At 49.5% G+C, this 23807-nt stretch carries 25 protein-coding genes, 2 pseudogenes and 1 other annotated feature; of the genes and pseudogenes, 20 read left to right on the top strand and 7 right to left on the bottom strand.

Going from position 1 to position 23807, the window contains the following annotated elements; translation table 11 throughout:
- The first annotated feature begins 136 nt into the window (after positions 1-136).
- On the top strand, positions 137-673 hold the full coding sequence (locus tag HU143_RS13005) for a YniB family protein (RefSeq protein ID WP_000222158.1): 537 nt from the start codon (positions 137-139) through the stop codon (positions 671-673).
- 42 nt (positions 674-715) lie between these two features.
- On the opposite strand, the gene HU143_RS13000 is transcribed toward HU143_RS13005, so the two are convergent.
- From HU143_RS13000 to pfkB, 3 genes are all read right to left on the bottom strand, one after another.
- A complete protein-coding gene (locus HU143_RS13000; RefSeq protein ID WP_000267686.1) occupies positions 716-1576 on the bottom strand; it encodes a fructosamine kinase family protein in 861 nt (286 codons plus the stop codon).
- 106 nt (positions 1577-1682) lie between these two features.
- Positions 1683-1973, bottom strand: a complete 291-nt coding sequence (ghoS, locus tag HU143_RS12995; RefSeq protein WP_000146133.1) for a type V toxin-antitoxin system endoribonuclease antitoxin GhoS — start codon at positions 1971-1973, stop codon at positions 1683-1685.
- A gap of 96 nt (positions 1974-2069) precedes the next feature.
- A complete protein-coding gene (gene pfkB / locus HU143_RS12990; RefSeq protein WP_000251700.1) occupies positions 2070-3002 on the bottom strand; it encodes a 6-phosphofructokinase II in 933 nt (310 codons plus the stop codon).
- Between the two features lie 288 nt (positions 3003-3290).
- On the opposite strand from pfkB, the gene HU143_RS12985 reads away from it, so the two are divergent.
- Positions 3291-4049, top strand: a complete 759-nt coding sequence (locus HU143_RS12985; protein ID WP_023226932.1) for a DUF481 domain-containing protein — start codon at positions 3291-3293, stop codon at positions 4047-4049.
- Positions 4050-4097: 48 nt separating this feature from the next.
- Here the strand turns inward: HU143_RS12985 and HU143_RS12980 are convergent, their stop codons facing one another.
- Complete coding sequence (locus HU143_RS12980; protein ID WP_001046433.1) at positions 4098-5057, bottom strand: lipid A deacylase LpxR family protein; 960 nt, start codon at positions 5055-5057, stop codon at positions 4098-4100.
- 141 nt (positions 5058-5198) lie between these two features.
- On the opposite strand from HU143_RS12980, the gene HU143_RS12975 reads away from it, so the two are divergent.
- From HU143_RS12975 to HU143_RS12965, 3 genes and pseudogenes are all read left to right on the top strand, one after another.
- A complete protein-coding gene (locus tag HU143_RS12975; protein WP_023226933.1) occupies positions 5199-5513 on the top strand; it encodes a hypothetical protein in 315 nt (104 codons plus the stop codon).
- Entirely contained in the window at positions 5510-6364 is an 855-nt protein-coding gene (locus HU143_RS12970) for a DNA/RNA non-specific endonuclease (RefSeq protein ID WP_001044093.1), read from the top strand. The genes HU143_RS12975 and HU143_RS12970 overlap by 4 nt, the downstream gene beginning before the upstream one ends.
- 172 nt (positions 6365-6536) lie before the next feature.
- Positions 6537-6742: pseudogene (locus tag HU143_RS12965) on the top strand (hypothetical protein).
- 306 nt (positions 6743-7048) lie between these two features.
- Here the strand turns inward: HU143_RS12965 and rfc are convergent.
- Positions 7049-8272, bottom strand: a complete 1224-nt coding sequence (gene rfc, locus HU143_RS12960) for an O-antigen polymerase Rfc (protein WP_023226934.1) — start codon at positions 8270-8272, stop codon at positions 7049-7051.
- An 890-nt stretch (positions 8273-9162) separates the two neighbouring features.
- Between rfc and thrS the strand changes: the two genes are divergently transcribed.
- The 15 genes and pseudogenes from thrS to selO all read left to right on the top strand — a co-directional run bounded on the left by thrS (position 9163) and on the right by selO (position 22366).
- Entirely contained in the window at positions 9163-11091 is a 1929-nt protein-coding gene (gene thrS, locus HU143_RS12955) for a threonine--tRNA ligase (protein WP_023226935.1), read from the top strand.
- A 3-nt stretch (positions 11092-11094) separates the two neighbouring features.
- Positions 11095-11637 (top strand): translation initiation factor IF-3, encoded by a 543-nt coding sequence (gene infC, locus HU143_RS12950; protein WP_001574431.1) that lies wholly within the window; start codon positions 11095-11097, stop codon positions 11635-11637.
- Positions 11638-11732: 95 nt separating this feature from the next.
- Positions 11733-11930, top strand: a complete 198-nt coding sequence (rpmI, locus tag HU143_RS12945) for a 50S ribosomal protein L35 (protein WP_001124225.1) — start codon at positions 11733-11735, stop codon at positions 11928-11930.
- A 50-nt stretch (positions 11931-11980) separates the two neighbouring features.
- Positions 11981-12337, top strand: coding sequence for a 50S ribosomal protein L20 (gene rplT / locus HU143_RS12940; protein WP_000124850.1), 357 nt, complete (start codon positions 11981-11983; stop codon positions 12335-12337).
- A 115-nt stretch (positions 12338-12452) separates the two neighbouring features.
- Positions 12453-12576, top strand: a sequence feature (Phe leader region).
- Positions 12458-12502, top strand: a complete 45-nt coding sequence (gene pheM / locus HU143_RS12935) for a pheST operon leader peptide PheM (RefSeq protein ID WP_001386830.1) — start codon at positions 12458-12460, stop codon at positions 12500-12502. It overlaps the preceding feature by 45 nt.
- 62 nt (positions 12577-12638) lie before the next feature.
- On the top strand, positions 12639-13622 hold the full coding sequence (gene pheS, locus HU143_RS12930) for a phenylalanine--tRNA ligase subunit alpha (protein WP_000018570.1): 984 nt from the start codon (positions 12639-12641) through the stop codon (positions 13620-13622).
- Between the two features lie 15 nt (positions 13623-13637).
- Positions 13638-16025 (top strand): phenylalanine--tRNA ligase subunit beta, encoded by a 2388-nt coding sequence (pheT, locus tag HU143_RS12925; RefSeq protein ID WP_000672402.1) that lies wholly within the window; start codon positions 13638-13640, stop codon positions 16023-16025.
- 4 nt (positions 16026-16029) lie between these two features.
- Complete coding sequence (gene ihfA, locus HU143_RS12920; protein ID WP_001229266.1) at positions 16030-16329, top strand: integration host factor subunit alpha; 300 nt, start codon at positions 16030-16032, stop codon at positions 16327-16329.
- A gap of 202 nt (positions 16330-16531) precedes the next feature.
- Complete coding sequence (btuC, locus tag HU143_RS12915; RefSeq protein ID WP_000954984.1) at positions 16532-17512, top strand: vitamin B12 ABC transporter permease BtuC; 981 nt, start codon at positions 16532-16534, stop codon at positions 17510-17512.
- A gap of 91 nt (positions 17513-17603) precedes the next feature.
- Entirely contained in the window at positions 17604-18155 is a 552-nt protein-coding gene (locus tag HU143_RS12910) for a glutathione peroxidase (protein WP_001181565.1), read from the top strand.
- The gene (gene btuD / locus HU143_RS12905) at positions 18155-18904 is read left to right on the top strand and encodes a vitamin B12 ABC transporter ATP-binding protein BtuD (RefSeq protein ID WP_000080607.1); all 750 of its coding nucleotides are present in this window, start codon (positions 18155-18157) and stop codon (positions 18902-18904) included. Before HU143_RS12910 ends, btuD begins: the two co-directional genes overlap by 1 nt.
- 76 nt (positions 18905-18980) lie before the next feature.
- Positions 18981-19445, top strand: a complete 465-nt coding sequence (locus HU143_RS12900; RefSeq protein WP_001213256.1) for a C40 family peptidase — start codon at positions 18981-18983, stop codon at positions 19443-19445.
- 239 nt (positions 19446-19684) lie between these two features.
- Positions 19685-20382 (top strand): IS1-like element IS1B family transposase gene (locus tag HU143_RS12895; RefSeq protein WP_095033700.1). Its coding sequence is split into 2 segments (ribosomal slippage): positions 19685-19934 and positions 19934-20382, totalling 699 coding nucleotides; the frame shifts between segments, so codons are not numbered across the junction.
- A 15-nt stretch (positions 20383-20397) separates the two neighbouring features.
- Positions 20398-20862: pseudogene (ydiV, locus tag HU143_RS12890) on the top strand (anti-FlhDC factor YdiV); the annotation flags it as partial.
- A gap of 61 nt (positions 20863-20923) precedes the next feature.
- On the top strand, positions 20924-22366 hold the full coding sequence (gene selO / locus HU143_RS12885) for a protein adenylyltransferase SelO (protein ID WP_023226937.1): 1443 nt from the start codon (positions 20924-20926) through the stop codon (positions 22364-22366).
- Positions 22367-22400: 34 nt separating this feature from the next.
- Here the strand turns inward: selO and hemP are convergent, their stop codons facing one another.
- Positions 22401-22592 carry a hemin uptake protein HemP gene (gene hemP, locus HU143_RS12880; RefSeq protein WP_000089115.1) on the bottom strand — a complete coding sequence of 64 codons (192 nt, stop codon included), beginning with the start codon at positions 22590-22592 and terminating at the stop codon, positions 22401-22403.
- 156 nt (positions 22593-22748) lie between these two features.
- The gene (aroH, locus tag HU143_RS12875) at positions 22749-23795 is read right to left on the bottom strand and encodes a 3-deoxy-7-phosphoheptulonate synthase AroH (protein WP_001082194.1); all 1047 of its coding nucleotides are present in this window, start codon (positions 23793-23795) and stop codon (positions 22749-22751) included.
- Positions 23796-23807: the final 12 nt, after the last annotated feature.

Raw genomic sequence — 23807 nt, 5'->3', positions numbered from 1 at the left:
TGTTGAGATTAAAAAATAACGAATTAAGCGTTCATTATGACCATGTTCTTAGTATATCGCCCTTAAAGATCAGGCGAAAACGGGAATCAACAGGTAGACTTAGGCCAAAACGACGCGTCTTTATCAAGGGGAACTCATGACGTATCAACAAGCTGGACGCATTGCAATCCTAAAAAGAGTTGTAGGGTGGGTTATTTTTATTCCGGCACTGCTTTCCACGCTCATCTCAGTCCTTAAATTTATGTATGCGCACAGTGAAAAGCAGGAGGGGATAAATGCGGTAATGCTGGATTTTACCCACGTAATGATAGACATGATGCGCGTGAATACGCCGTTTCTGAATGTTTTTTGGTACAACTCGCCGACGCCGAATTTTCAGGGAAGCCTGAATATCGGTTTCTGGCTCATTTTTATTCTGATTTTTGTCGGGCTGGCGATGCAGGATTCCGGCGCCAGAATGAGCCGCCAGTCACGTTTTTTGCGTGAAGGCGTGGAAGATCAGTTGATCCTGGAAAAAGCAAAAGGCGCGGAAGGGCTAACGCGTGAGCAGATAGAGTCACGTATCGTGGTGCCGCACCATACCATCTTTTTACAGTTTTTCCCGCTCTATATTTTGCCGGTCATTATTATCGTGCTCGGCTACTTTTTCTTTTCCTTGTTAGGTTTCATGTAAACTGAAAAATGCCGGATAGCCCGTATCCGGCATGGGCTGTACCTATACCGCAAGCAGCCGATCCATCGCTTTTTGCGCAGTAGCCAGGTGCTGACCGCCAAACAGCCTTGCCCGATTAAGCAGGGTGTAGAGCTGGTAAATCGGCTGCCTGTCGAGAAAATCCAGCGGTAGCGGCGAAACGGACTGATAGCCGTCATAAATCTGCGGTGGCTGATCGGTATGCAGCGGCAGCATCGCCAGATCGCATTCTCTGTCGCCCCAATAGCAGGCTGGATCGAAGATATAGGGGCCGTCAGGGCCAAGCGCGCAGTTCGCCGACCATAGATCGCCATGCAAAAGAGAAGGCTGCGGTTGATGCGACGCCAGACGTTGCTGAACATGTTCAACAATGGCGTCAATATTACCAAAGGTAATGCCTTTTTCCGCGGCGAGTTCAAGCTGCCAGCCAATGCGCTGTTCGGCGAAAAAAGTCGACCAACGGCGTTGCCAGGTATTCGGCTGCGGCGTGGTAGAGAGCGCGTTATCAAAATCGAGGCCGAATTGAGGTTGATCGCTCCATTGGTGCAGGCGCGCCAGCTGTTGCCCAAGAATAAACGCATTATGGGCATCCAGCGGGCGGGGCGAGAGGTAGTCCATGACTAAAAAGCTGTAATCCCGATCCGAACCTACCGCCCATACCTTAGGCACAACAACGGTTTTACTGCGGGAGAGCAGCTCCAGCTGATCGGCTTCAGCGGTAAAACCGCGAAGCATTTCTCGTTCATCGCACTTTACGAAAAAATCATGGCCTGCATAACGTAAATGCCATGCGGCATGAACTTCTCCGCCTGGCAGTTCATTACGCAGTTCGATTTCGCCTTCACCGACTTGCTCGCTTAAAAGACGACTGATAGCTTGCCACATATTGTCTCTCCCCACGTTGTCTGCCAGATCATAAGGTTAGCGCAAAAATGCGGTTAAAAAATACGAACTAACGCACATCGCGGACGCGCCGCGGCGGGAATGGCACTTATTGTGCGTTTTTACTCCACGCCTCCCAGGTCGCCACGGTAATGTCGACATCCTTATCTAACGCGCTTTTCGCAAGTCCGGCGACAAGCGCTTTGATTTCATCAGCGCTCTGAGCGCTAACAAAGCCAAACGTATTGGTGCCGAGCTCATGCACATTCCCTTCATCGTCCGTTAATGTCAGCAAAAAACCGCTGCGCGTCAGATGGTTATTGAGTTCGTTAATCTCGGTCAGGGAATCTTCATGGAAGGTTACGGTAATAACATAACGGGTAATATCGCCACTGGCCATCGTTCACCTCGTTGGGAGCAACTGTGTTTTTAACAGCGGCGGATGCGCCGCCCGTTAACCGATTTTCCGGTATCCCCCTCGGCGAGGGGGAAACGATTATTGCGCGGAAAGATAGGCGTATATTTTTTGGGTATCGTCATGAGAACACAGACGCGTACCTTGATTGAGCGTAGCGGCGCTGCCTGCCGCCACACCGAAGCGCACCATCTCTTCCAGCGACGCGTCTTGCGCCAGTTTTAACGTCATCGCGCCTACCATACTGTCGCCTGCGCCGACAGTACTTTGACTTTTCACCGGGGGAGGAACAACCTGGATGCAATTCTCACTATCTATGCCCAGCGCCCCTTGTGGCCCCAGAGAGACCACTACCCGGCGAGCTTTGCCGCTTTGCACTAATTCCTGGGCCGCTTTACGCACATCATCAGGCTGCGTCAGATCGCGATTGACCAGCGCGCTCAATTCTTTCAGGTTAGGTTTTACCAGTTCGATATCGCCAAGCGCCAGCGCGGCGGTGAGCGCCTCGCCAGAGCTATCAATAATGCAGCGAATGCCTTGCTTCTGCGCGGCGGAAATCAGTTGCGTGAGTTTCTCGACCTTAACGCCGGGCGGAAGGCTGCCGCTGATAACCAGAATTGCCCCGGATTCAATTTCCAGTACCTGTTCTTCAAGCTGGCGAAATTCGTCATCGTCCAGCGTGGCGCCGGGCATAACAAAACGATACTGTTCGCCGCTGGACTCGACGTGGACGTGCAGGTTCTGACGCGTCCAGTCCTTCGCATCGACGGTAGACACGGGGACATTTTCATCAGCCAGTAGTGCGACCAGATGTTCGCCGGTAGCGCCGCCAGCCGGGAAAATGGCGGTCGCGGCGCCGCCAAGATGCGCAATGGCGCGAGCGACATTAATACCCCCGCCGCCGGGTTCGAATACCGGCGCGGAGCACCGCAGTTTACCTTCGGGATAAATTTGCGGCGTGATTGTTGCGCTATCGAGAGAGGGCGCAAGCGTCAACGTATAGATACGTACCATCGTTACCTCCTGTTAGGCTGATTTCAGTCTGGCACTTAATCCCCGGAAAGTGAAGGAATTAACAATATGATTTTCCGGATCTTTATTTAAAGAAGTACGATGTAAAGTTATATAAATAAATGAATGCTTCGGGAGGGTTCTTATTTAAAAAATGAAATAGTAATTGATTGCTATGTTATTCGGGGCTTCTTATAATTCGCTACCTTTCCAGGGGCGTTTGTCATTGATCCCTATGAAGGTTTCCGGGACCGTCGTGGTCTCTTTTTTAGTTGTACGGACTCTATATAAATGAAGCTTTTGAAGGCAGTACCCGCTGTAGTTATGCTGGCGGGTGGCGTGTTCGCGTCTCTGTATGCCGCCGCCGATGATTCCGTTTTTACTGTCATGGATGATCCCTCCACCGCGAAAAAACCTTTTGAAGGTAATCTGAATGCGGGCTACCTTGCTCAGTCAGGCAATACTAAAAGTTCTTCCTTAACGGCTGACACGGCGATGACCTGGTATGGACAACGTACCGCCTGGTCATTATGGGGCAATGCCAGCAATACCTCCTCTAATGATGAGCGCTCTTCAGAAAAATATGCGATAGGCGCGCGTAACCGTTTTAATATGACGGATTATGATTATACCTTTGGCCAGGCCAGTTGGCTGACAGACCGTTTCAACGGTTATCGTCAGCGCGACGTACTGACCGCCGGTTACGGGCGGCAGTTCCTTAATGGCCCAGTGCACAGCTTCCGTTTTGAATTCGGTCCAGGGGTTCGCTATGACGAACATACGGACGATACCACTGAAACGCAGCCGTTGGGTTATGCTTCCGGCAGCTATGCCTGGCAGTTAACTGACAATGCTAAGTTTACACAGGGGGTGTCAGTATTTGGCGCAGAAGACACCACACTAAATTCGGAAACAGCCCTCAATGTCGCCATTAACGAACATTTTGGTCTAAAGGTGGGGTATAATTTAACGTGGAACTCGCAGCCGCCTGAATCTGCGCCTGAACATACCGATTGTCGCACTACGGTAACGCTGGGCTATAAGATGTAATATTGTACCGGGTTACGTTACGTAACCCGGTTATTCCGTGGTGACGCCTCAGAAGAAGAAGGTGATGTCGCCGTTGATATAAGAATAGTCGTCTCCGGTGCGAAATTCCGACGTGACTTTGTTTAAAGAAAGAGAAAATGCGACGGGAGAATAGCCGATGGTAGCACCGACGCGATATTCATCCACGGTTTTATTAATATCCACCGTTTCCATTTTTGTTTGCAGCGTTTTCCCCTGTAACGTGTAGTTTTTATCAACTTCCCTGCGCTCAACGCCAGCAAATACCTTATAGATCAATCCCTCTTTTTGACTGTGTATTAACCCTCGGCGGGACAGTAACCCAAACCCATTATCAGAGTTGAAGGTCTTATCATTTCCCAGCGCAACGGTTGCGCCGTACCCCAAATACTGGAAGAGATTGCCGCCGACAGCAGAGACTTCTGGATAGAAGCCCACATTGACACCCAGAATATCAATAGCTGGCGTAAGGGAGACCATTCCTTTTGCCGTGTAACCATAACGGTTTTCAATTTGATCCTGCCAGGCAGGGTATTTTTCTGCGCCTATTATTCGATGCGCCCGATTCTGAACCTCCTGACCGCCTGCGTCAGGACCAATAACGCCGATATCGGTACCTAAACGATAACGTAACCAATTGGTGGCTAATGAATTCCACTCCAGTCCGGTATGAAGAAAGGCGCTGAACGCGCGGTCGCCTTTGACGGCTTCAGGCTTTCTCTTATTGGCGCCAGATGGAGAATAAATATCTTGCGCGATATGAAAAGAGAGTTGACTGGCGTCAGTGAGATCGTGGCTGTAGCCTAAAAAGAGCCCGGCAGTATAATCACCCCGGTCTGCAGCCTTGTGCCCATAAAGGGCATTTAAGGATGGTTGAAATATACCTGCATCATCATTCGCCACTGAAATAGCAAGGCTACTGGCATTGGCCATTGTGGTCGTACTGAGTATGGCGGCAATCATCGTTGCGCAATAGCTGTATTTGTTCACTTTTTACCCCTGAATATGAAAGTGAATACTCTTATTTTTACAAAGTAATAAGCACAGCAGCATGATGCGCAGTGCTTATAAACCTTTAAATATAACTAAACTCCTGCCAGCAGCGAGTCATTGAGAGGATACGTTGCCTTAATGTTGAAAAATGGTGTTGAAAAACATGCGTCAGATATTATTGAATATCCATTTTTCATTCGCTATCTGAGTGCGAGAAATTATTGGCTTCACGATTATGCATATAATACGATGTTTTTTGGTATCAATATGAATATCACGTTGTATTCTTTTGAGCTCATTTTCTATGATGGCTTCGATGTTTATCTGTTATTAATTTTTACCGTGATAGTGTTGTCTTTAATGATGAGCGCATCTAACGGCTGGCAGGGTAATATAACCAAATTATTGCTACCTGAATTATTAGGGCAGTTATTATTAAGGAAGAAAAAATGAATAAAACCATTAATCTGCTAAAATTACTGCCCGTAGTATTATTAAGCGCATGTACTACATCGTATCCTCCCCAGGATACAACATCGGCACCCGAGTTACCCCATCGTAACGTACTCGTTCAGCAACCTGATAACTGTAGCGTTGGCTGTCCTCAAGGAGGAAGTCAACAAACAATCTATCGCCATGTCTATACGCTCAATAATAATAGCGCCACGAAATTTGCCAACTGGGTTGCCTATAGCGTGACCAAGACCAGCCAGGCAAGCGGTCGCCCGCGGAACTGGGCGCAGGACCCCGATTTACCGCCCTCGGATACGTTGGCCCCTTCGGCCTATAAAAATGCCCATACGCTATTAAAAGTCGACAGGGGACACCAGGCCCCGTTGGCAGGATTGGGCGGCGTATCGGACTGGCCGTCGTTAAATTATTTATCGAATATTACGCCGCAGAAATCCGCCCTGAACCAGGGAGCATGGGCTGCACTGGAAAACCGGGTGCGCGAACTTGCCAAACAGGCTGATGTATCTGTAGTGCACGTAGTGACCGGCCCCCTTTTTGAGCGGCATATCGCCACATTGCCAGAAGATGCGACGGTAGAAATTCCCAGCGGGTACTGGAAGGTTTTATTCACCGGAACGGCGCCGTCAAAAAGTGAAGGAAATTACGCTGCGTTTATTATGGATCAGAATACGCCCCGTTCGGCGAATTTTTGCGACTATCAGGTTACCGTGGAGGCTATCGAACATAAAACGAAGCCAGTGCTGACGCTGTGGTCTGCCTTGCCTGAAGCGGTAGCCAGCGAGGTGAAAACGACAAAGGGGAGTCTGGCGCAGAAGTTAGGTTGTCGATGAGAAGCGCTATACGGCGCGTAGAAAGATAATGGAGAAACCCTGTCAAGGGTCTTGATTTGCTACAGAGTGATGCAATCTCCCTTTTTTTAGTGTTACCATCGTCATGCCGGACGAAAATAGCGATTTTCGTCTGTGTCGAAGGTTGTGCGCCAATTTAGCAATGGTTGGCTAGATGGATACACAACTCACTGTCAATAAATTCATTTTCTCTTTGTATGTGATCTTGCGTATAAGTACTATCCTTCATTCACATCCATTCACGTTCGTTTAAACCTGTTTCACCAGTTCCGCGTCATTACTGGTAATAGCGGATATATATGTTTCATACCGTTTCATATTGTTCCCTTTCGCGCCGTAAGATGTGTGTACCTAATCTAGCTTAAGCAGGGAGCTGTCATTCATAACACAGAGTTTATTGGTATCGATGGTAGATTATATTACGGTGATAATCTCGGGATGATCCGCATATGAGTAGATGTGGATTAGGGCGGAGTAGCGGCAGGACTAATAATAACCGGCGGCGAGAAATACATAATTGAGGGGCTATTCATAAATCATTATTAGGAAACTCAAGCACTATCATGAATGCATCAAAAGTAATTTACGTTGGTAATGCTGTTCAGCAAACCCAACAGGATTTACTCTCCAAAACTAAATAAAACGGCGGCATTGCCGCCGTATAACTTATTTATCGCTTCTTAGTAAAACGAATCTTATATGCGCTGAAAAAACAAAGGAAGATGCAATGTATACCATAAAGGCAATCATCAAATGCTCAGGGAACAACCATCCCATGCTAACAGGAATCACACTTATTCCAATGCAAAATAGGAACATTATGAAATAATGCGCTGACTTTGTTTCCTGAGTTTTATTGGAGAAATACTTAGCCAGGGCGCCTTTAAATACTCCAGATATAACTAACCAAACTGGTGTAAAAAGCCCGAAATCTGCGTATAGTTCACCATACCCGAAAGCAGGAGCGCCCTGATTTCTGTAGAATGCATCAGGGAAAAATACTTTTGCCAGATACAATGCGCCAAAATCTTCAGGCTTATCAGGCCAAATAGCCCTCGGAATCCTCGAGTAAACCTCGCTCTCCATTAGTAATTTTCCGTACATAAAGTCAAAGTTTGAGGAAGCAACAAGAACAGCATTACGGGTATAATCCGAGTAATTCGCCATATTTTCTATCGGATTCCCATCAGTAAACGTATATGCAAAGAATGCCGTTACAATGACTGCTATAACAGCAAACGATTTCACCAGGAACATAAATTTAATTTTTTTATTTTCAATATATGAAAGGTAAAGGATGAATGCTATAAATATACTAAATATTGGTCCTTTGTTACCATGCAAGAAAATAAGTATACAGTTAAATAAAACTATGGAAATACAAAATAACTTTGATTTTTTGTATGTAAAGAACGCGCAAATAGAAGCGACAAGAGAAAACATTAATGAAGGATAGAAGTATATACCATACCCTGTTCTGGTTAATTCGTATATTCTTCTTGGGTTAAGTATGTACTCTCTGAACTCCATCAACACTGGAAGGTAAATGATAAAAGCAAGGAAGGTGAATAACAATGAAGTAAACACATACCTTGGTTTATTTTTTGTGTTCGATTTATTGTATATTGATTTTCTTTGTGTGTAAAGATAAGAAATAACAAATGATGCTATGTATGTTATATAGCAAGTATAGAAAAACAAATATTCCACTGTATACTTCCGCACCTCTGAGAGGTATACAAATATACCTTCAAACACGTACAGTGTAGGCACTGTTATTATCAGGTATGGGACCATTACATTTATTATTTTCCCCTCAATTCTTACGGAAAGAGTATAGAGATAAACTATAAATAATAAGCATAATACAATGTATGAAATTATAAGCATATAGAGCCTTTAGAAAAAATGCTTAGTATTAATAATATTGCCATCAGGCAAACAAGGTGTGGTACGGAAAATCTTCTGGCAAGATATTCTGAATCTGGTAGTCTATAATCATTACTCATCACTATCTTCTCGATATCAAACCGTGTTATTGACATATTAACACTCATTAACACTCCTATCTACTGCGCCTCCGATAGCATGAAGCTATCAAGCGTTTGCAGCAAAAACATCAAGCAATGTAAATGCTTTTGATAATTACGCATGATTGCTACTGTGTTTATATACAGTGGCATTCGAAGGTTCATCATGAGTTTCCCGAGTCCTGTAAAAGACTATACAGAGAAAGAGCTATCACTCGACGAGTAATTCATCTCACATCGTGCCGCGACATACTTCAAGCAACACAGACGAATTACAAGTACGGCATCATAAGTGAGACGTTGCTAGTTATAGAAGCTTCATAGCAGCATGTAATGGCTCTTTGCTGGTATGTGCTTTGGAAAGTGGGTTTCGTATTGTGCGTTATTGCATGCTGCCAGGTCCCCATCTGGAGAATATAGATAGCTGTCGTCGTGAAAAGCTATCTGATGTGAATGCCTCATACGGTGGCAGTAAGCCGAGACTCAGAGTGACCATGTACATCATTAACGATACGCGTGCCGGGTAGTGTGTTGGGATTCAGGTTCTGTAGAACAGAAAGATGCAATCTCCCTTTTTTTAGTGTTACCATCGTCATGCCGGACGAAGATAGCGATTTTCGTCTGTGTCGAAGGTTGTGCGCCAATTTAGCAATGGTTGGCTAGATGGATACACAACTCACTGTCAATAAATTCATTTTCTCTTTGTATGTGATCTTGCGTATGGGTCACCACTGCAAATAAGGATATAACATGCCTGTTATTACTCTTCCTGATGGCAGCCAACGCCATTATGACCACCCTGTAAGCCCGATGGATGTTGCGCTGGACATTGGTCCAGGCCTGGCGAAAGCCACCATTGCGGGCCGTGTGAATGGCGAGCTGGTTGATGCTTGCGATCTGATTGAAAATGATGCGACGCTTTCCATCATCACCGCAAAAGATGAAGAGGGTCTGGAGATCATTCGTCACTCTTGCGCGCATCTGTTAGGTCACGCAATCAAGCAACTTTGGCCGCACACGAAAATGGCGATCGGCCCGGTTGTCGACAACGGTTTTTACTATGACGTTGATCTTGACCGCACGCTAACTCAGGAAGATGTCGAAGCGCTCGAAAAGCGGATGCATGAGCTCGCCGAGAAAAATTACGACGTTATCAAGAAGAAAGCCAGCTGGCACGAAGCGCGTGAAACCTTCGTGAAGCGTGGTGAAAGCTACAAAGTTTCCATTCTTGATGAAAACATTGCTCATGATGACAAGCCAGGCTTGTACCATCATGAAGAATATGTCGACATGTGTCGTGGTCCGCACGTGCCGAATATGCGTTTCTGCCATCACTTTAAACTGATGAAAACTGCCGGCGCATACTGGCGCGGTGACAGTAATAATAAGATGTTGCAGCGTATTTACGGTACGGCATGGGCAGATAAAAAAGCCCTGAACGCTTATCTGCAGCGCCTGGAAGAGGCCGCAAAACGCGACCACCGTAAAATTGGTAAGCAGCTCGACCTGTATCATATGCAGGAAGAAGCGCCGGGCATGGTGTTCTGGCATAACGACGGCTGGACTATCTTCCGCGAGCTGGAGGTCTTTGTTCGTTCTAAACTCAAAGAGTACCAGTATCAAGAAGTTAAAGGCCCGTTCATGATGGACCGTGTGCTGTGGGAAAAAACCGGGCACTGGGACAACTATAAAGATGCGATGTTCACCACATCCTCAGAAAACCGCGAATATTGCATCAAGCCGATGAACTGCCCGGGCCACGTTCAGATCTTTAACCAGGGTCTGAAATCCTATCGTGATTTGCCGCTGCGTATGGCGGAATTCGGTAGCTGCCACCGTAACGAGCCATCAGGCGCGCTGCATGGTCTGATGCGCGTACGCGGCTTTACGCAGGATGATGCGCATATCTTCTGCACCGAAGAGCAGATCCGCGATGAAGTTAACGCTTGTATTCGTATGGTCTACGATATGTACAGCACCTTTGGCTTCGAGAAGATCGTCGTCAAGCTTTCCACTCGTCCTGACAAGCGTATCGGCAGCGATGAGATGTGGGATCGTGCTGAGGCGGATCTGGCGGTTGCGCTGGAAGAAAATAATATCCCGTTTGAGTATCAACTGGGTGAAGGCGCATTCTACGGTCCGAAAATTGAATTTACCTTATATGACTGCCTCGATCGTGCATGGCAGTGCGGTACAGTACAGCTGGACTTCTCCTTACCGTCTCGTCTGAGCGCCTCCTATGTAGGCGAAGACAACGAGCGCAAGGTGCCGGTAATGATTCACCGTGCGATTCTTGGGTCGATGGAACGCTTCATCGGTATCCTGACCGAAGAGTTCGCTGGTTTCTTCCCGACATGGCTCGCGCCTGTTCAGGTAGTCGTGATGAATATTACCGATTCGCAGTCTGAATACGTTAACGAATTGACGCAGAAACTACAAAATGCGGGCATTCGTGTAAAAGCAGACTTGAGAAATGAGAAGATTGGCTTTAAAATCCGCGAGCACACTTTACGTCGTGTCCCTTATATGTTGGTCTGTGGTGATAAAGAGGTGGAAGCAGGCAAAGTTGCCGTTCGCACCCGCCGCGGTAAAGACCTGGGCAGCCTGGACGTAAATGACGTGATTGAGAAGCTGCAACAAGAGATTCGCAGCCGCAGTCTTCAACAACTGGAGGAATAAAGTATTAAAGGCGGAAAACGAGTTCAAACGGCGCGTCCGAATCGTATTAATAGCGAAATTCGCGCGCAAGAAGTTCGCTTAACAGGTCTGGAAGGCGAGCAGCTTGGTATTGTGAGTCTGAGAGAAGCTCTGGAAAAAGCTGAAGAAGCCGGAGTAGACTTAGTCGAAATCAGCCCTAACGCCGAGCCGCCGGTTTGTCGTATAATGGATTACGGCAAATTCCTCTATGAAAAGAGTAAGTCTTCTAAGGAACAGAAGAAAAAGCAAAAAGTTATCCAGGTGAAGGAAATTAAATTCCGTCCTGGGACAGATGAAGGCGACTATCAGGTAAAACTCCGCAGCCTGATTCGCTTTCTCGAAGAGGGCGATAAGGCCAAAATCACGCTGCGTTTCCGCGGTCGTGAAATGGCCCACCAGCAAATCGGTATGGAAGTGCTTAATCGCGTGAAAGACGATTTGCAAGAACTGGCAGTGGTCGAATCCTTCCCAACGAAGATCGAAGGCCGTCAGATGATCATGGTGCTTGCTCCTAAGAAGAAACAGTAAGGCCTTCAAGTAACAATTCTGTGAAGCCTTCGGGCTTCACAGGTTTTGTTCGCCTATGTTTCGTTTATTAACAATGCGAAGTGGAAGTTATTAAAATGCCAAAAATTAAGACCGTACGCGGTGCTGCTAAGCGCTTCAAAAAAACCGGTAAAGGTGGTTTTAAGCACAAGCACGCTAACCTGCGTCACATTCTGACCAAAAAAGCGACTAAACGTAAACGTCACCTGCGTCCGAAAGCCATGGTTTCTAAAGGCGATCTGGGCCTGGTTATCGCGTGCCTGCCGTACGCATAAGCCGTTAACGTTTTTAACTTTTTAATTAGAATAGATACAGGAGAGCACATATGGCTCGCGTAAAACGTGGTGTAATTGCACGCGCACGTCACAAGAAAATTTTGAAACAAGCCAAAGGCTACTACGGTGCGCGTTCTCGCGTATACCGCGTTGCCTTCCAGGCAGTTATCAAAGCTGGTCAGTATGCTTACCGTGACCGTCGTCAACGTAAGCGTCAGTTCCGTCAACTGTGGATTGCGCGTATCAACGCAGCAGCACGTCAGAACGGTATTTCTTACAGCAAATTCATCAACGGCCTGAAAAAAGCCTCTGTTGAAATCGACCGTAAGATCCTGGCTGATATCGCCGTATTCGACAAAGTCGCGTTCACCGCGCTGGTTGAAAAAGCGAAAGCAGCTCTGGCATAAGCCAGTGAAAAGAGGGAGCCTGGCTCCCTCTCTTTTATTTACTGTTCAGTGAGTTGACAATTGACCTGTAACCCTTTTCAATAAAGGATATTCGGTTTTACCACATAAGGTAACGCAAGCATGAACGCTGCTATTTTCCGTTTCTTTTTTTACTTTAGCACCTGATCCCAGGAGGCTAGCGCGTGAAAAACGAAACGAAAAACAGCGCAAAAAAGCCTCCTGATGGAGGCTTTTTTTGTATCTGAAATCGAGAGATTACGTCCAATGAACCGGTGTCTTCACCGACACAATGAGGAAAACCATGTCACATCTCGCAGAGCTGGTTGCCAATGCAGCGGCCGCCATTAACCAGGCGTCAGATGTTGCCGCGTTAGACAATGTACGCGTCGAATATTTGGGCAAGAAAGGGCATTTAACCCTTCAGATGACGACCCTACGCGATCTGCCGCCGGAAGAGCGTCCGGCAGCCGGGGCAGTCATTAACGCCGCGAAAGAGCAGGTACAACAGGCGCTTAACGCGCGTAAAGCCGAGCTGGAAAGCGCAGCGCTTAACGCCCGTCTGGCCGCTGAAACCATCGATATCTCCCTGCCGGGGCGCCGTATTGAGAACGGCGGTCTGCATCCGGTCACGCGTACCATTGACCGTATTGAAAGTTTCTTCGGCGAGCTTGGTTTTACCGTGGCGACTGGCCCGGAAATCGAAGATGACTACCATAACTTCGATGCGTTAAACATTCCGGGTCATCACCCGGCCCGCGCCGATCATGATACCTTCTGGTTTGACGCGACCCGTCTGCTGCGGACCCAGACGTCTGGTGTCCAGATCCGGACGATGAAAGCGCAGCAACCGCCGATCCGTATTATTGCGCCGGGCCGTGTATACCGTAATGACTACGACCAGACGCATACTCCGATGTTCCATCAGATGGAAGGTCTGATTGTTGATACCAACATCAGCTTCACCAACCTCAAAGGTACGCTGCACGACTTCCTGCGTAATTTCTTTGAGGAGGATCTGCAGATTCGCTTCCGTCCTTCTTATTTTCCGTTTACCGAACCTTCTGCGGAAGTGGATGTGATGGGTAAAAACGGTAAATGGCTGGAGGTGCTGGGCTGCGGGATGGTGCATCCGAATGTGCTGCGTAATGTCGGTATCGATCCGGAAATCTATTCTGGCTTCGCTTTTGGTATGGGGATGGAACGTCTGACCATGTTGCGTTACGGCGTCACCGACCTGCGTTCATTCTTCGAAAACGATCTGCGTTTCCTTAAACAGTTTAAATAAAGGCAGGATAAAACAATGAAATTCAGCGAACTGTGGTTACGCGAGTGGGTTAACCCGGCAATTGATAGCGATGCGTTGGCTAACCAGATTACGATGGCTGGCCTGGAAGTAGACGGCGTTGAGCCGGTCGCGGGAAGCTTCAATGGCGTTGTGGTTGGGGAAGTGGTTGAGTGCGCCCAGCATCCGAACGCTGACAAATTGCGTGTAACGAAAGTCAACGTCGGCGGAGAACGCCTGTTGGATATCGTCTGCGGCGCGCCAAACTGTCGTCAGGGGCTGAAAGTAGCGGTGGCCACCATTGGCGCTATTCTGCCGGGCGATTTCAAAATTAAAGCGGCAAAACTGCGTGGCGAACCGTCTGAAGGGATGCTGTGCTCCTTCTCCGAACTGGGGATTTCCGACGATCACAGCGGCATTATCGAACTGCCTGCGGATGCGCCGCTGGGTACCGATATCCGTGAATACCTGAAGCTTGACGACAATACCATCGAAATTAGCGTCACGCCGAACCGTGCGGATTGCTTAGGTATCATCGGCGTTGCGCGCGATGTGGCGGTACTGAACAAAGCGCCGCTCCAGGAGCCTGAAATGGCGCCGGTTACGGCAACCATCAGCGATACGCTGCCGATTACAGTAGAGGCCGCTGATGCGTGTCCACGCTATCTTGGCCGGGTGGTAAAAGGTATCAATGTTAACGCGCCGACGCCGCTGTGGATGAAAGAGAAACTGCGTCGCTGCGGTATTCGCTCCATCGATGCGGTGGTTGACGTCACGAACTATGTGCTGCTCGAACTGGGTCAGCCAATGCATGCTTTCGATAAAGATCGCATTGATGGCGGTATTGTCGTGCGGATGGCAAAAGAGGGTGAAACCGTCGTCCTGCTGGACGGTAGCGAAGCAACGTTAAATGCGGACACGCTGGTGATCGCCGATCACCATAAGGCGCTGGGGATAGCCGGTATTTTTGGCGGCGAACATTCCGGCGTGAACGGCGAAACGCAAAATGTGCTGCTGGAATGTGCGTACTTTAATCCGCTGTCTATCACCGGTCGCGCTCGCCGCCACGGTCTGCATACCGATGCGTCTCACCGCTACGAGCGCGGGGTGGACCCGGCGCTGCAATATAAAGCGATAGAGCGCGCTACTCGTCTGCTTCTTGATATCTGTGGCGGTGATGCGGGTCCGATAATTGATGTGAGCAACGAAGCAACGTTGCCGAAACGCGCCACCATTACTCTGCGTCGCAGTAAACTGGATCGCCTGATCGGGCATCATATTGCGGATGAGCAGGTCAGTGATATTCTGCGTCGTCTGGGCTGTGAAGTGACCGAAGGGCAGGACGAGTGGAAAGCCGTGGCGCCGACCTGGCGTTTCGATATGGAGATTGAAGAAGATCTGGTGGAAGAGGTGGCCCGCGTTTACGGCTATAACAATATTCCGGACGAGCCAATCCAGGCCGGTTTAATCATGGGGACGCACCGTGAAGCCGATCTGTCGTTGAAGCGGGTTAAAACCATGCTTAACGACAAAGGCTATCAGGAAGTGATTACCTATAGCTTTGTCGATCCTAAAGTACAACAGCTCATCCATCCAGGCGCAGAAGCGCTGCTGCTGCCAAACCCTATCTCCGTTGAGATGTCGGCGATGCGTCTGTCTCTGTGGAGCGGATTGTTGGCGACGGTGGTCTATAACCAAAACCGTCAGCAGAATCGCGTGCGTATTTTTGAAACCGGTTTACGTTTCGTTCCGGATACACAAGCCAATCTGGGTATTCGACAGGATCTGATGCTGGCTGGCGTGATTTGCGGTAACCGCTATGATGAGCACTGGAACCTGGCAAAAGAGACCGTTGATTTCTATGATTTGAAAGGCGATCTGGAAGCAGTACTGGATTTAACCGGCAAACTGGGTGATATCCAGTTTAAGGCGGAGATGAATCCGGCTCTGCATCCGGGACAGTCTGCGGCGATTTATCTGAAAGATGAACGTATTGGTTTTATTGGGGTTGTTCACCCTGAACTGGAACGTAAACTGGATCTGAATGGTCGTACGCTGGTGTTTGAACTGGAATGGAATAAGCTCGCAGACCGTATCGTGCCGCAGGCGCGGGAGATTTCACGCTTCCCGGCTAACCGTCGCGATATTGCGGTTGTTGTTGCAGAAAACGTTCCCGCAGCGGATATTTTATCCGAATGTAAGAAAGTTGGCGTAAATCAGGTAGTTGGCGTAAACTTATTTGACGTGTACCGCGGTAAGGGTGTTGCGGAGGGTTATAAGAGCCTCGCTATCAGCCTGATCCTTCAGGATACCAACCGTACACTCGAAGAAGAGGAGATTGCCGCTACCGTCGCCAAATGTGTAGAGGCATTAAAAGAGCGATTCCAGGCATCATTGAGGGATTGAACCTATGGCGCTTACAAAAGCTGAAATGTCAGAATATCTGTTTGATAAGCTTGGGCTTAGCAAGCGGGATGCCAAAGAACTGGTTGAACTGTTTTTCGAAGAGATCCGTCGTGCTCTGGAAAACGGTGAGCAGGTGAAACTCTCTGGTTTTGGTAACTTCGATCTGCGTGATAAAAATCAACGTCCGGGGCGTAACCCGAAAACGGGTGAAGATATTCCTATTACAGCACGGCGCGTGGTGACCTTCAGACCCGGGCAGAAGTTAAAGAGCCGGGTCGAAAACGCTTCGCCCAAAGAAGAGTAATCAGATCCAGGCATAACATCCATCAGGGTGTATTGCGGCAGATACGCTGCCATCCCGAAAGTAGATCAGCGGGATGACAGCGTATCTGTCAGCCTGAAAGATGACCCGTATAACTAAAAAGGCCGCATTGCGGCCTTTTTTCTTTCAAGTAAAGGATACCCACCGTAAAATCACGCTACCTCTTTTCAGCTGAATGGATAACATGCTGACTTTTGCCCGCCAACAACAGCGACGAAACGTTCGCTGGCTTCTGAGCCTGTCACTGCTGGTGCTACTGGCTACACTTCTGAGCTTATGCGCAGGCGAACAGTGGATTGCCCCCGGTGACTGGTTAAGCGCCCGGGGGGAACTGTTTGTCTGGCAAATTCGCCTTCCCCGCACGCTTGCGGTATTGCTGGTTGGCGCTGCGCTGGCGCTATCGGGTGCTGTGATGCAGGCGCTGTTTGAAAACCCACTTGCTGAACCGGGTCTGCTCGGCGTTTCGAATGGGGCCGGTGTTGGGCTTATTGCCGCCGTCTTACTGGGGCAGGGGCAACTGCCAGGATGGGCGCTGGGACTGTGCGCTATAGCCGGCGCGCTCATTATTACGTTAATCCTGCTGCGTTTTGCGCGCCGCCATCTCTCTACCAGCCGCTTGTTGTTGGCGGGCGTCGCGCTGGGCATTATCTGTAGCGCGCTGATGACGTGGGCTATCTATTTTTCCACCTCTTTCGATCTGCGGCAATTAATGTACTGGATGATGGGAGGATTTGGCGGCGTTGACTGGCAGCAGAGCTGGCTAATGATTGCGCTCATCCCAGTACTGATCTGGATATGTTGCCAGTCGCAACCGCTGAATATGCTGGCGCTAGGGGAAACCTCGGCGCGGCAGCTTGGCCTGCCGCTGTGGTTCTGGCGCAATTTGTTGGTCGTCGCCACTGGCTGGATGGTGGGCGTCAGCGTGGCGATGGCGGGGGCGATTGGTTTTATCGGTCTGGTTATTCCGCACATCCTGCGCTTATGTGGTTTAACCGATCACCGGGTTTTACTTCCCGGCTGCGCGCTGGCCGGGGCTATCGCCCTGCTATTGGCTGATGTGGTCGCCCGACTGGCGCTGGCGTCGGCTGAACTGCCTATCGGGGTGGTCACCGCCACATTGGGGGCGCCAGTGTTTATCTGGCTGCTGCTCAAATCCGCGCGTTAGCGCATCGGTAAACAACTGCTTTCATCATTCGCAGTCTATGATTAAAGGCTAACGATGAAACCCGCTATTCTACCGACATCAGGGAGACACCATGCAAAACTCGCTTCTTAATACTCACGTTACGACGATTGATGGAGAGGTCACTACACTTGAAAAATACGCCGGAAAAGTGCTGCTCATTGTAAACGTCGCCTCCAGATGTGGCCTGACGCCGCAATATGAACAGTTGGAAAATATCCAGAAGGCGTGGGCAGATCAGGGGTTTGTCGTGTTGGGTTTTCCCTGCAACCAGTTTATGGGGCAGGAGCCAGGCAGCGAAGAGGAGATTAAAACCTATTGCGCCAGCACCTGGGGCGTCACGTTCCCGATGTTCAGTAAAATTGATGTGAATGGCGACGCGCGCCATCCGCTGTATCAAAAACTGATAGCCGCTGCGCCAACGGCAGTCGCGCCGGAGAAGAGCGGCTTTTACGAACGGATGGTAAGCAAAGGGCGTACGCCACTCTATCCGGATGATATTCTGTGGAATTTTGAAAAATTTTTGGTAGGCCGGGATGGTCAGGTGGTACAGCGTTTTTCGCCGGATATGACGCCTGAAGATCCTATTGTGATGGAAAGCATAAAAATCGCGTTGGCAAAATAATGTCTCAATTGATGCAATTAAAGGACGTCGCCGAGAGCACCCGCCTGGGGCCGCTTTCCGGCGAAGTAAGCGCAGGAGAGATCCTTCATCTTGTCGGGCCGAACGGCGCCGGAAAAAGCACGCTGCTGGCGCGTATGGCGGGGTTAACCTCCGGCGAGGGGAGCATCAGGTTTGGCGGAGCGCCGCTGGAGGCATGGGCGACGGCAACGCTTGCCCAACACCGCGCTTATCTTGCGCAACAGCAAAATCCGCCGTTCGCCATGCCGGTCTGGCATTACCTGACATTGCATCAACCTGATAAAACGCGAACCGGGCAGCTTAACGAGGTGGCCGATATGCTTGGACTGGGCGACAAACTGGGGCGAAGCGTGAATCAGCTTTCCGGTGGCGAGTGGCAGCGTGTTCGCCTTGCTGCCGTTGTACTACAAATTCATCCCGACGCTAATCCGGTCGGTCAATTATTGCTGCTTGATGAGCCGATGAACAGTCTCGATGTTGCGCAACAAAACGCTCTGGATCGGGTATTACATCATTTGTGTCAGGCAGGGATCGCGATTGTGATGAGTAGCCACGATCTGAACCACACGCTGCGCCATGCGCATAAAGCCTGGTTACTAAAGCGCGGTAAACTCATTGCCTGCGGCCGCCGGGAAGAGGTGCTCACCCCCTCTTATCTGGCGCAAGCCTACGGTCTGCGCTTTCGACGACTCGACGTCGAGGGGCATCCAATGCTCATTTCGGCCACTTAAGTAAAATCGTTTCTTGAAAAGCAGGTAATTTCGACGCTAAATTAATACCAAAATAAAAACAGAGGATTGTTGCGGCATGCGTTTTTGGCTTCTTGTTATCACAGCATTGTTCCTGGCAGGATGCAGTACTCATCGGGCACCGGCGCCAAATGCCAGATTATCAGACTCCATTACCGTCATTGCGGGTCTGAACGATCAGTTGCAGTCCTGGCGCGGTACGCCATACCGTTACGGCGGCATGAGTCGCAGAGGCGTGGACTGTTCCGGCTTTGTGGTAGTCACTATGCGCGACAAGTTTGATTTGCAGTTGCCTCGTGATACGCGTGAACAATCAAAAATCGGCACCAGAATCGATAAAGATGAATTGCTGCCCGGAGATTTGGTTTTCTTTAAAACCGGTTCGGGCGAAAGTGGTTTACATGTTGGTATTTACGATACAAATAATGAGTTTATTCATGCCTCTACCAGTCGTGGCGTGATGCGTTCATCGCTGGATAATGTGTACTGGCGAAAAAACTTCTGGCAGGCACGGCGAATTTAACCTAGCAGACGATATAAATTTTATAGTCTATTTTTAACATATCGCCGGTTGAACTTATGACATCTGTTGTCATCATATATAATGATATAACCGTAGCATTTACAAACGTACTTTTATTAAAAACGGGCGTGTTCACGCCCTGTTAAAAGTACAAGATTGAATATTGGTTTATAATCAGAGTAAGGGTGATGCTGCCAACTTACTGATTTAGTGTATGATGGTGTTTTTGAGGTGCTCCAGTGGCTTCTGTTTCTATCAGCTGTCCCTCCTGTTCAGCTACTGACGGGGTGGTGCGTAACGGCAAAAGCACCGCCGGACATCAGCGCTATCTCTGCTCTCACTGCCGTAAAACATGGCAACTGCAGTTCACTTACACCGCTTCTCAACCCGGTACGCACCAGAAAATCATTGATATGGCCATGAATGGCGTTGGATGCCGGGCAACCGCCCGCATTATGGGCGTTGGCCTCAACACGATTTTCCGCCATTTAAAAAACTCAGGCCGCAGTCGGTAACCTCGCGCATACAGCCGGGCAGTGACGTCATCGTCTGCGCGGAAATGGACGAACAGTGGGGATACGTCGGGGCTAAATCGCGCCAGCGCTGGCTGTTTTACGCGTATGACAGGCTCCGGAAGACGGTTGTTGCGCACGTATTCGGTGAACGCACTATGGCGACGCTGGGGCGTCTTATGAGCCTGCTGTCACCCTTTGACGTGGTGATATGGATGACGGATGGCTGGCCGCTGTATGAATCCCGCCTGAAGGGAAAGCTGCACGTAATCAGCAAGCGATATACGCAGCGAATTGAGCGGCATAACCTGAATCTGAGGCAGCACCTGGCACGGCTGGGACGGAAGTCGCTGTCGTTCTCAAAATCGGTGGAGCTGCATGACAAAGTCATCGGGCATTATCTGAACATAAAACACTATCAATAAGTTGGAGTCATTACCCTTAATTTACCGCCTGCAATTAGTGACTTATTATTATTAGATAGCGAACTTTTTTCCCGGGCAGCGCGCTTTCCGTTTCTTGAATTAGCTATAAATGAGAATTATCCTGGGTTAAACCAGGGCAAAAACAATGAAACGTTAGCTAATCTGGCAATGCATTTCCCATTAATGCTGGCAAATTTTGGGGCAGGCGAGGCGTCGACTAAAGCTATTTTCGATGGGCTTTTCAAACGAGTCATGTTGGATAAAAATTTTATTCAGCAGCGAGCTGAAATGATCTCATTCGAACCATTCATGCACGCTATTGTTGCCCAGATCTCCTCCAGCTGCGAGTCGCTGATGATTGCCGGTATTGATACTGAGGCGATGTTTGCGCGCGCAGCGCCATTGGGGTTTAGCGCATTCCAGGGCGGACTATGGCCTCCGGTGCCGGTAAGCCAGCTCATTAAACTCGTTCAGCGATAACCTTTCTGTTTGCCGGTGTTTAACCGGTGATTAACCGTCTACACTGAAGACAGGAGGCCCTATGACCCTGTCTTTTACTGCCCGTTGGCGCGATGAACTGCCAGCAACGTATACCGCGCTTTTACCCACACCGTTAAAAAATGCGCGACTGATTTGGTATAACGACGAACTGGCGCAGCAGTTAGCCATTCCCGCGTCGTTATTTGACGCTACCAATGGCGCTGGCGTTTGGGGCGGCGAAACCTTATTACCCGGTATGTCGCCTGTCGCGCAGGTATATAGCGGGCATCAGTTCGGCGTCTGGGCGGGACAACTCGGCGACGGACGCGGTATTTTGCTGGGCGAACAGCTCCTGGCGGATGGCTCGACGCTCGACTGGCATCTGAAAGGCGCCGGATTAACACCCTATTCGCGAATGGGGGATGGACGCGCCGTCCTGCGTTCAACCATACGAGAAAGCCTTGCCAGCGAAGCCATGCATTATCTGGGTATTCCCACTACGCGCGCGTTATCTATCGTAACCAGCGATACGCCGGTTCAGCGAGAGACGCAGGAAACGGGCGCGATGTTAATGCGTCTGGCACAAAGTCATATGCGTTTTGGTCATTTCGAACATTTCTACTACCGCCGTGAGCCGGAAAAAGTTCAGCAACTGGATGATTTCGCTATTCGTCATTACTGGCCGCAATGGCAGGATGTCCCGGAAAAATATGCTTTGTGGTTTGAAGAGGTGGCGGCGCGTACCGGAAGACTCATCGCCGAGTGGCAAACCGTCGGTTTTTCGCACGGCGTTATGAATACGGATAACATGTCGATTCTGGGGCTGACCATCGACTATGGCCCCTTTGGTTTTCTCGACGACTACGATCCCGGCTTCATTGGTAACCATTCCGATCATCAGGGACGTTACCGCTTCGATAATCAACCGTCGGTGGCGCTGTGGAATTTACAACGTCTGGCGCAGACGTTAACTCCTTTTATTGAGATCGACGCGTTAAACAGAGCGCTGGATCGCTACCAGGACGCGTTGTTAACGCACTATGGGCAGCGAATGCGCCAGAAGTTGGGCTTCTTTACCGAGCAAAAAGACGATAACGCTTTACTGAATGAATTGTTTAGTCTGATGGCGCGCGAAGGGAGTGATTATACCCGTACATTTCGGATGTTAAGCCATACGGAGCAACAGAGCGCTTCTTCGCCGTTGCGGGATACGTTTATCGATCGCGCGGCGTTCGATGCCTGGTTCGACCGCTACCGGGCGCGATTGCGCACAGAGGCGGTGGATGACGCGCTGCGCCAGCAGCAGATGCAACGCGTGAATCCTGCGGTTGTGTTGCGCAACTGGCTGGCGCAACGCGCGATAGACGCGGCTGAACAGGGAGACATGGCGGAACTGCATCGGTTGCATGAAGTTTTACGTCAACCTTTTACCGATCGAGATGATGACTATGCCAGCCGACCACCGGAGTGGGGAAAGCGGCTGGAGGTCAGTTGTTCAAGTTAGCCTGACGCCAGCAGCATCGTCTGCTGGCGGAACGTTATTTGGTTAACAGTAGCTTACCAGCCTGAGTTTTACGCAACAGATACTCCTGACCGTTGTGATCGATAATGACTTTGCCGTCCGGACCTAATAGCGCCTGACTGTTGACGCGCCGTTCAGCGGCAGGGAGAAGCGTTTCATTGTCTATTTCCTTAGGGTGAGGCAGCTCGGTGTTATCCATACGCGACATGTTATTTATTAATAATAAAACTCACAATGATTATTATTATCAATAATTAATGCGATAACAGCAAGTGCTAATTCTGTGGAGTGATATACGCGTGCGTAGAGAAAAGGACGGGTAACGCATCGAAGAAACGCCCATCCCGGCAGGATGGGCGAGCTATTAAAAGCGGCTATCTACCGCCGCGGCAAGTTTTTCCAACAGAACTTCCGTATCTTCCCAGTTCAGGCAGGGATCGGTAATGGATTGACCATAGATTAACGGTTGACCGCTGATAATTTTTTGCGTGCCTTCCCGTAAAAAACTCTCTGCCATAATCCCGGCAATTGCCGTGGAGCCATTACGAATCTGCTGGCAAATATCATCACATACGTCCAACTGGCGGCGATGCTGTTTTTGACAGTTGCCGTGGCTGAAGTCGACGACCAGATGTTCCGGCAGATCAAATTCATGCAACGTGTCGCAGGCGGCGGCAATATCTTCAGCGTGGTAGTTCGGTTTTTTACCGCCGCGCATGATGATGTGCCCATACGGGTTGCCACTCGTTTGGTAGATAGTCATCTGTCCGTCTTTATCCGGCGAGAGAAACATATGACTGGCGCGGGAGGCGCGAATAGCATCAACGGCAATGCGGGTATTGCCATCCGTACCATTTTTAAAGCCGACCGGACAAGAGAGCGCAGAAGCCATTTCCCGATGGATTTGGCTTTCGGTGGTACGCGCGCCAATCGCTCCCCAACTGATCAGATCGGCAATAAACTGGCCGGTGACCATATCAAGAAATTCTGTGGCGGTCGGTACTCCCAGTTCGTTCACCTGCAATAGCAAGCGACGCGCCAGTTCAAGCCCATAATTGACGCGGTAACTTCCATTCAAGTCAGGATCGGAAATCAGGCCTTTCCATCCCACGACGGTGCGCGGTTTTTCAAAATAGGTGCGCATGACGATTTCCAGACGCGCCTGATGCTTTTGGCGTTGTGCCTGGAGCTGCGTCGCGTATTCCATGGCAGCATTCAGATCGTGAATCGAACAGGGGCCAATGACGACCAGTAGCCGTGGATCTTCACCATTTAAAATCTTTTCTATCCGGCGTCGGGAGTCGGTAACGTGACTGGCGACGGAGGACGATACAGGATACCGCTGCGCGAGTTCGGTTGGTGTTACCAGGCTGTCGATACGCGCAGTACGGAGTTCGTCGGTTCTGTTCATTACAAGTCTCAG

Origin of the sequence: Salmonella sp. SJTUF14076 (genome assembly GCF_015534835.1) — a bacterium.
GTDB classification, from domain to species: domain Bacteria; phylum Pseudomonadota; class Gammaproteobacteria; order Enterobacterales; family Enterobacteriaceae; genus Salmonella; species Salmonella enterica.
This window is presented reverse-complemented; position numbering and strand designations above follow the sequence as displayed.

What these genes read in the sequence shown, in the direction of transcription:
- HU143_RS13005 (WP_000222158.1), top strand. Translation starts at nt 137, where the DNA reads ATGACGTATCAACAAGCTGGACGCATTGCAATCCTAAAAAGAGTTGTA.
- HU143_RS13000 (WP_000267686.1), bottom strand. Translation starts at nt 1,576, where the DNA reads ATGTGGCAAGCTATCAGTCGTCTTTTAAGCGAGCAAGTCGGTGAAGGC.
- ghoS (WP_000146133.1), bottom strand. Translation starts at nt 1,973, where the DNA reads ATGGCCAGTGGCGATATTACCCGTTATGTTATTACCGTAACCTTCCAT.
- pfkB (WP_000251700.1), bottom strand. Translation starts at nt 3,002, where the DNA reads ATGGTACGTATCTATACGTTGACGCTTGCGCCCTCTCTCGATAGCGCA.
- HU143_RS12985 (WP_023226932.1), top strand. Translation starts at nt 3,291, where the DNA reads ATGAAGCTTTTGAAGGCAGTACCCGCTGTAGTTATGCTGGCGGGTGGC.
- HU143_RS12975 (WP_023226933.1), top strand. Translation starts at nt 5,199, where the DNA reads ATGTTGAAAAATGGTGTTGAAAAACATGCGTCAGATATTATTGAATAT.
- HU143_RS12970 (WP_001044093.1), top strand. Translation starts at nt 5,510, where the DNA reads ATGAATAAAACCATTAATCTGCTAAAATTACTGCCCGTAGTATTATTA.
- rfc (WP_023226934.1), bottom strand. Translation starts at nt 8,272, where the DNA reads ATGCTTATAATTTCATACATTGTATTATGCTTATTATTTATAGTTTAT.
- thrS (WP_023226935.1), top strand. Translation starts at nt 9,163, where the DNA reads ATGCCTGTTATTACTCTTCCTGATGGCAGCCAACGCCATTATGACCAC.
- rpmI (WP_001124225.1), top strand. Translation starts at nt 11,733, where the DNA reads ATGCCAAAAATTAAGACCGTACGCGGTGCTGCTAAGCGCTTCAAAAAA.
- rplT (WP_000124850.1), top strand. Translation starts at nt 11,981, where the DNA reads ATGGCTCGCGTAAAACGTGGTGTAATTGCACGCGCACGTCACAAGAAA.
- pheS (WP_000018570.1), top strand. Translation starts at nt 12,639, where the DNA reads ATGTCACATCTCGCAGAGCTGGTTGCCAATGCAGCGGCCGCCATTAAC.
- pheT (WP_000672402.1), top strand. Translation starts at nt 13,638, where the DNA reads ATGAAATTCAGCGAACTGTGGTTACGCGAGTGGGTTAACCCGGCAATT.
- ihfA (WP_001229266.1), top strand. Translation starts at nt 16,030, where the DNA reads ATGGCGCTTACAAAAGCTGAAATGTCAGAATATCTGTTTGATAAGCTT.
- btuC (WP_000954984.1), top strand. Translation starts at nt 16,532, where the DNA reads ATGCTGACTTTTGCCCGCCAACAACAGCGACGAAACGTTCGCTGGCTT.
- HU143_RS12910 (WP_001181565.1), top strand. Translation starts at nt 17,604, where the DNA reads ATGCAAAACTCGCTTCTTAATACTCACGTTACGACGATTGATGGAGAG.
- btuD (WP_000080607.1), top strand. Translation starts at nt 18,155, where the DNA reads ATGTCTCAATTGATGCAATTAAAGGACGTCGCCGAGAGCACCCGCCTG.
- HU143_RS12900 (WP_001213256.1), top strand. Translation starts at nt 18,981, where the DNA reads ATGCGTTTTTGGCTTCTTGTTATCACAGCATTGTTCCTGGCAGGATGC.
- selO (WP_023226937.1), top strand. Translation starts at nt 20,924, where the DNA reads ATGACCCTGTCTTTTACTGCCCGTTGGCGCGATGAACTGCCAGCAACG.
- hemP (WP_000089115.1), bottom strand. Translation starts at nt 22,592, where the DNA reads ATGTCGCGTATGGATAACACCGAGCTGCCTCACCCTAAGGAAATAGAC.
- aroH (WP_001082194.1), bottom strand. Translation starts at nt 23,795, where the DNA reads ATGAACAGAACCGACGAACTCCGTACTGCGCGTATCGACAGCCTGGTA.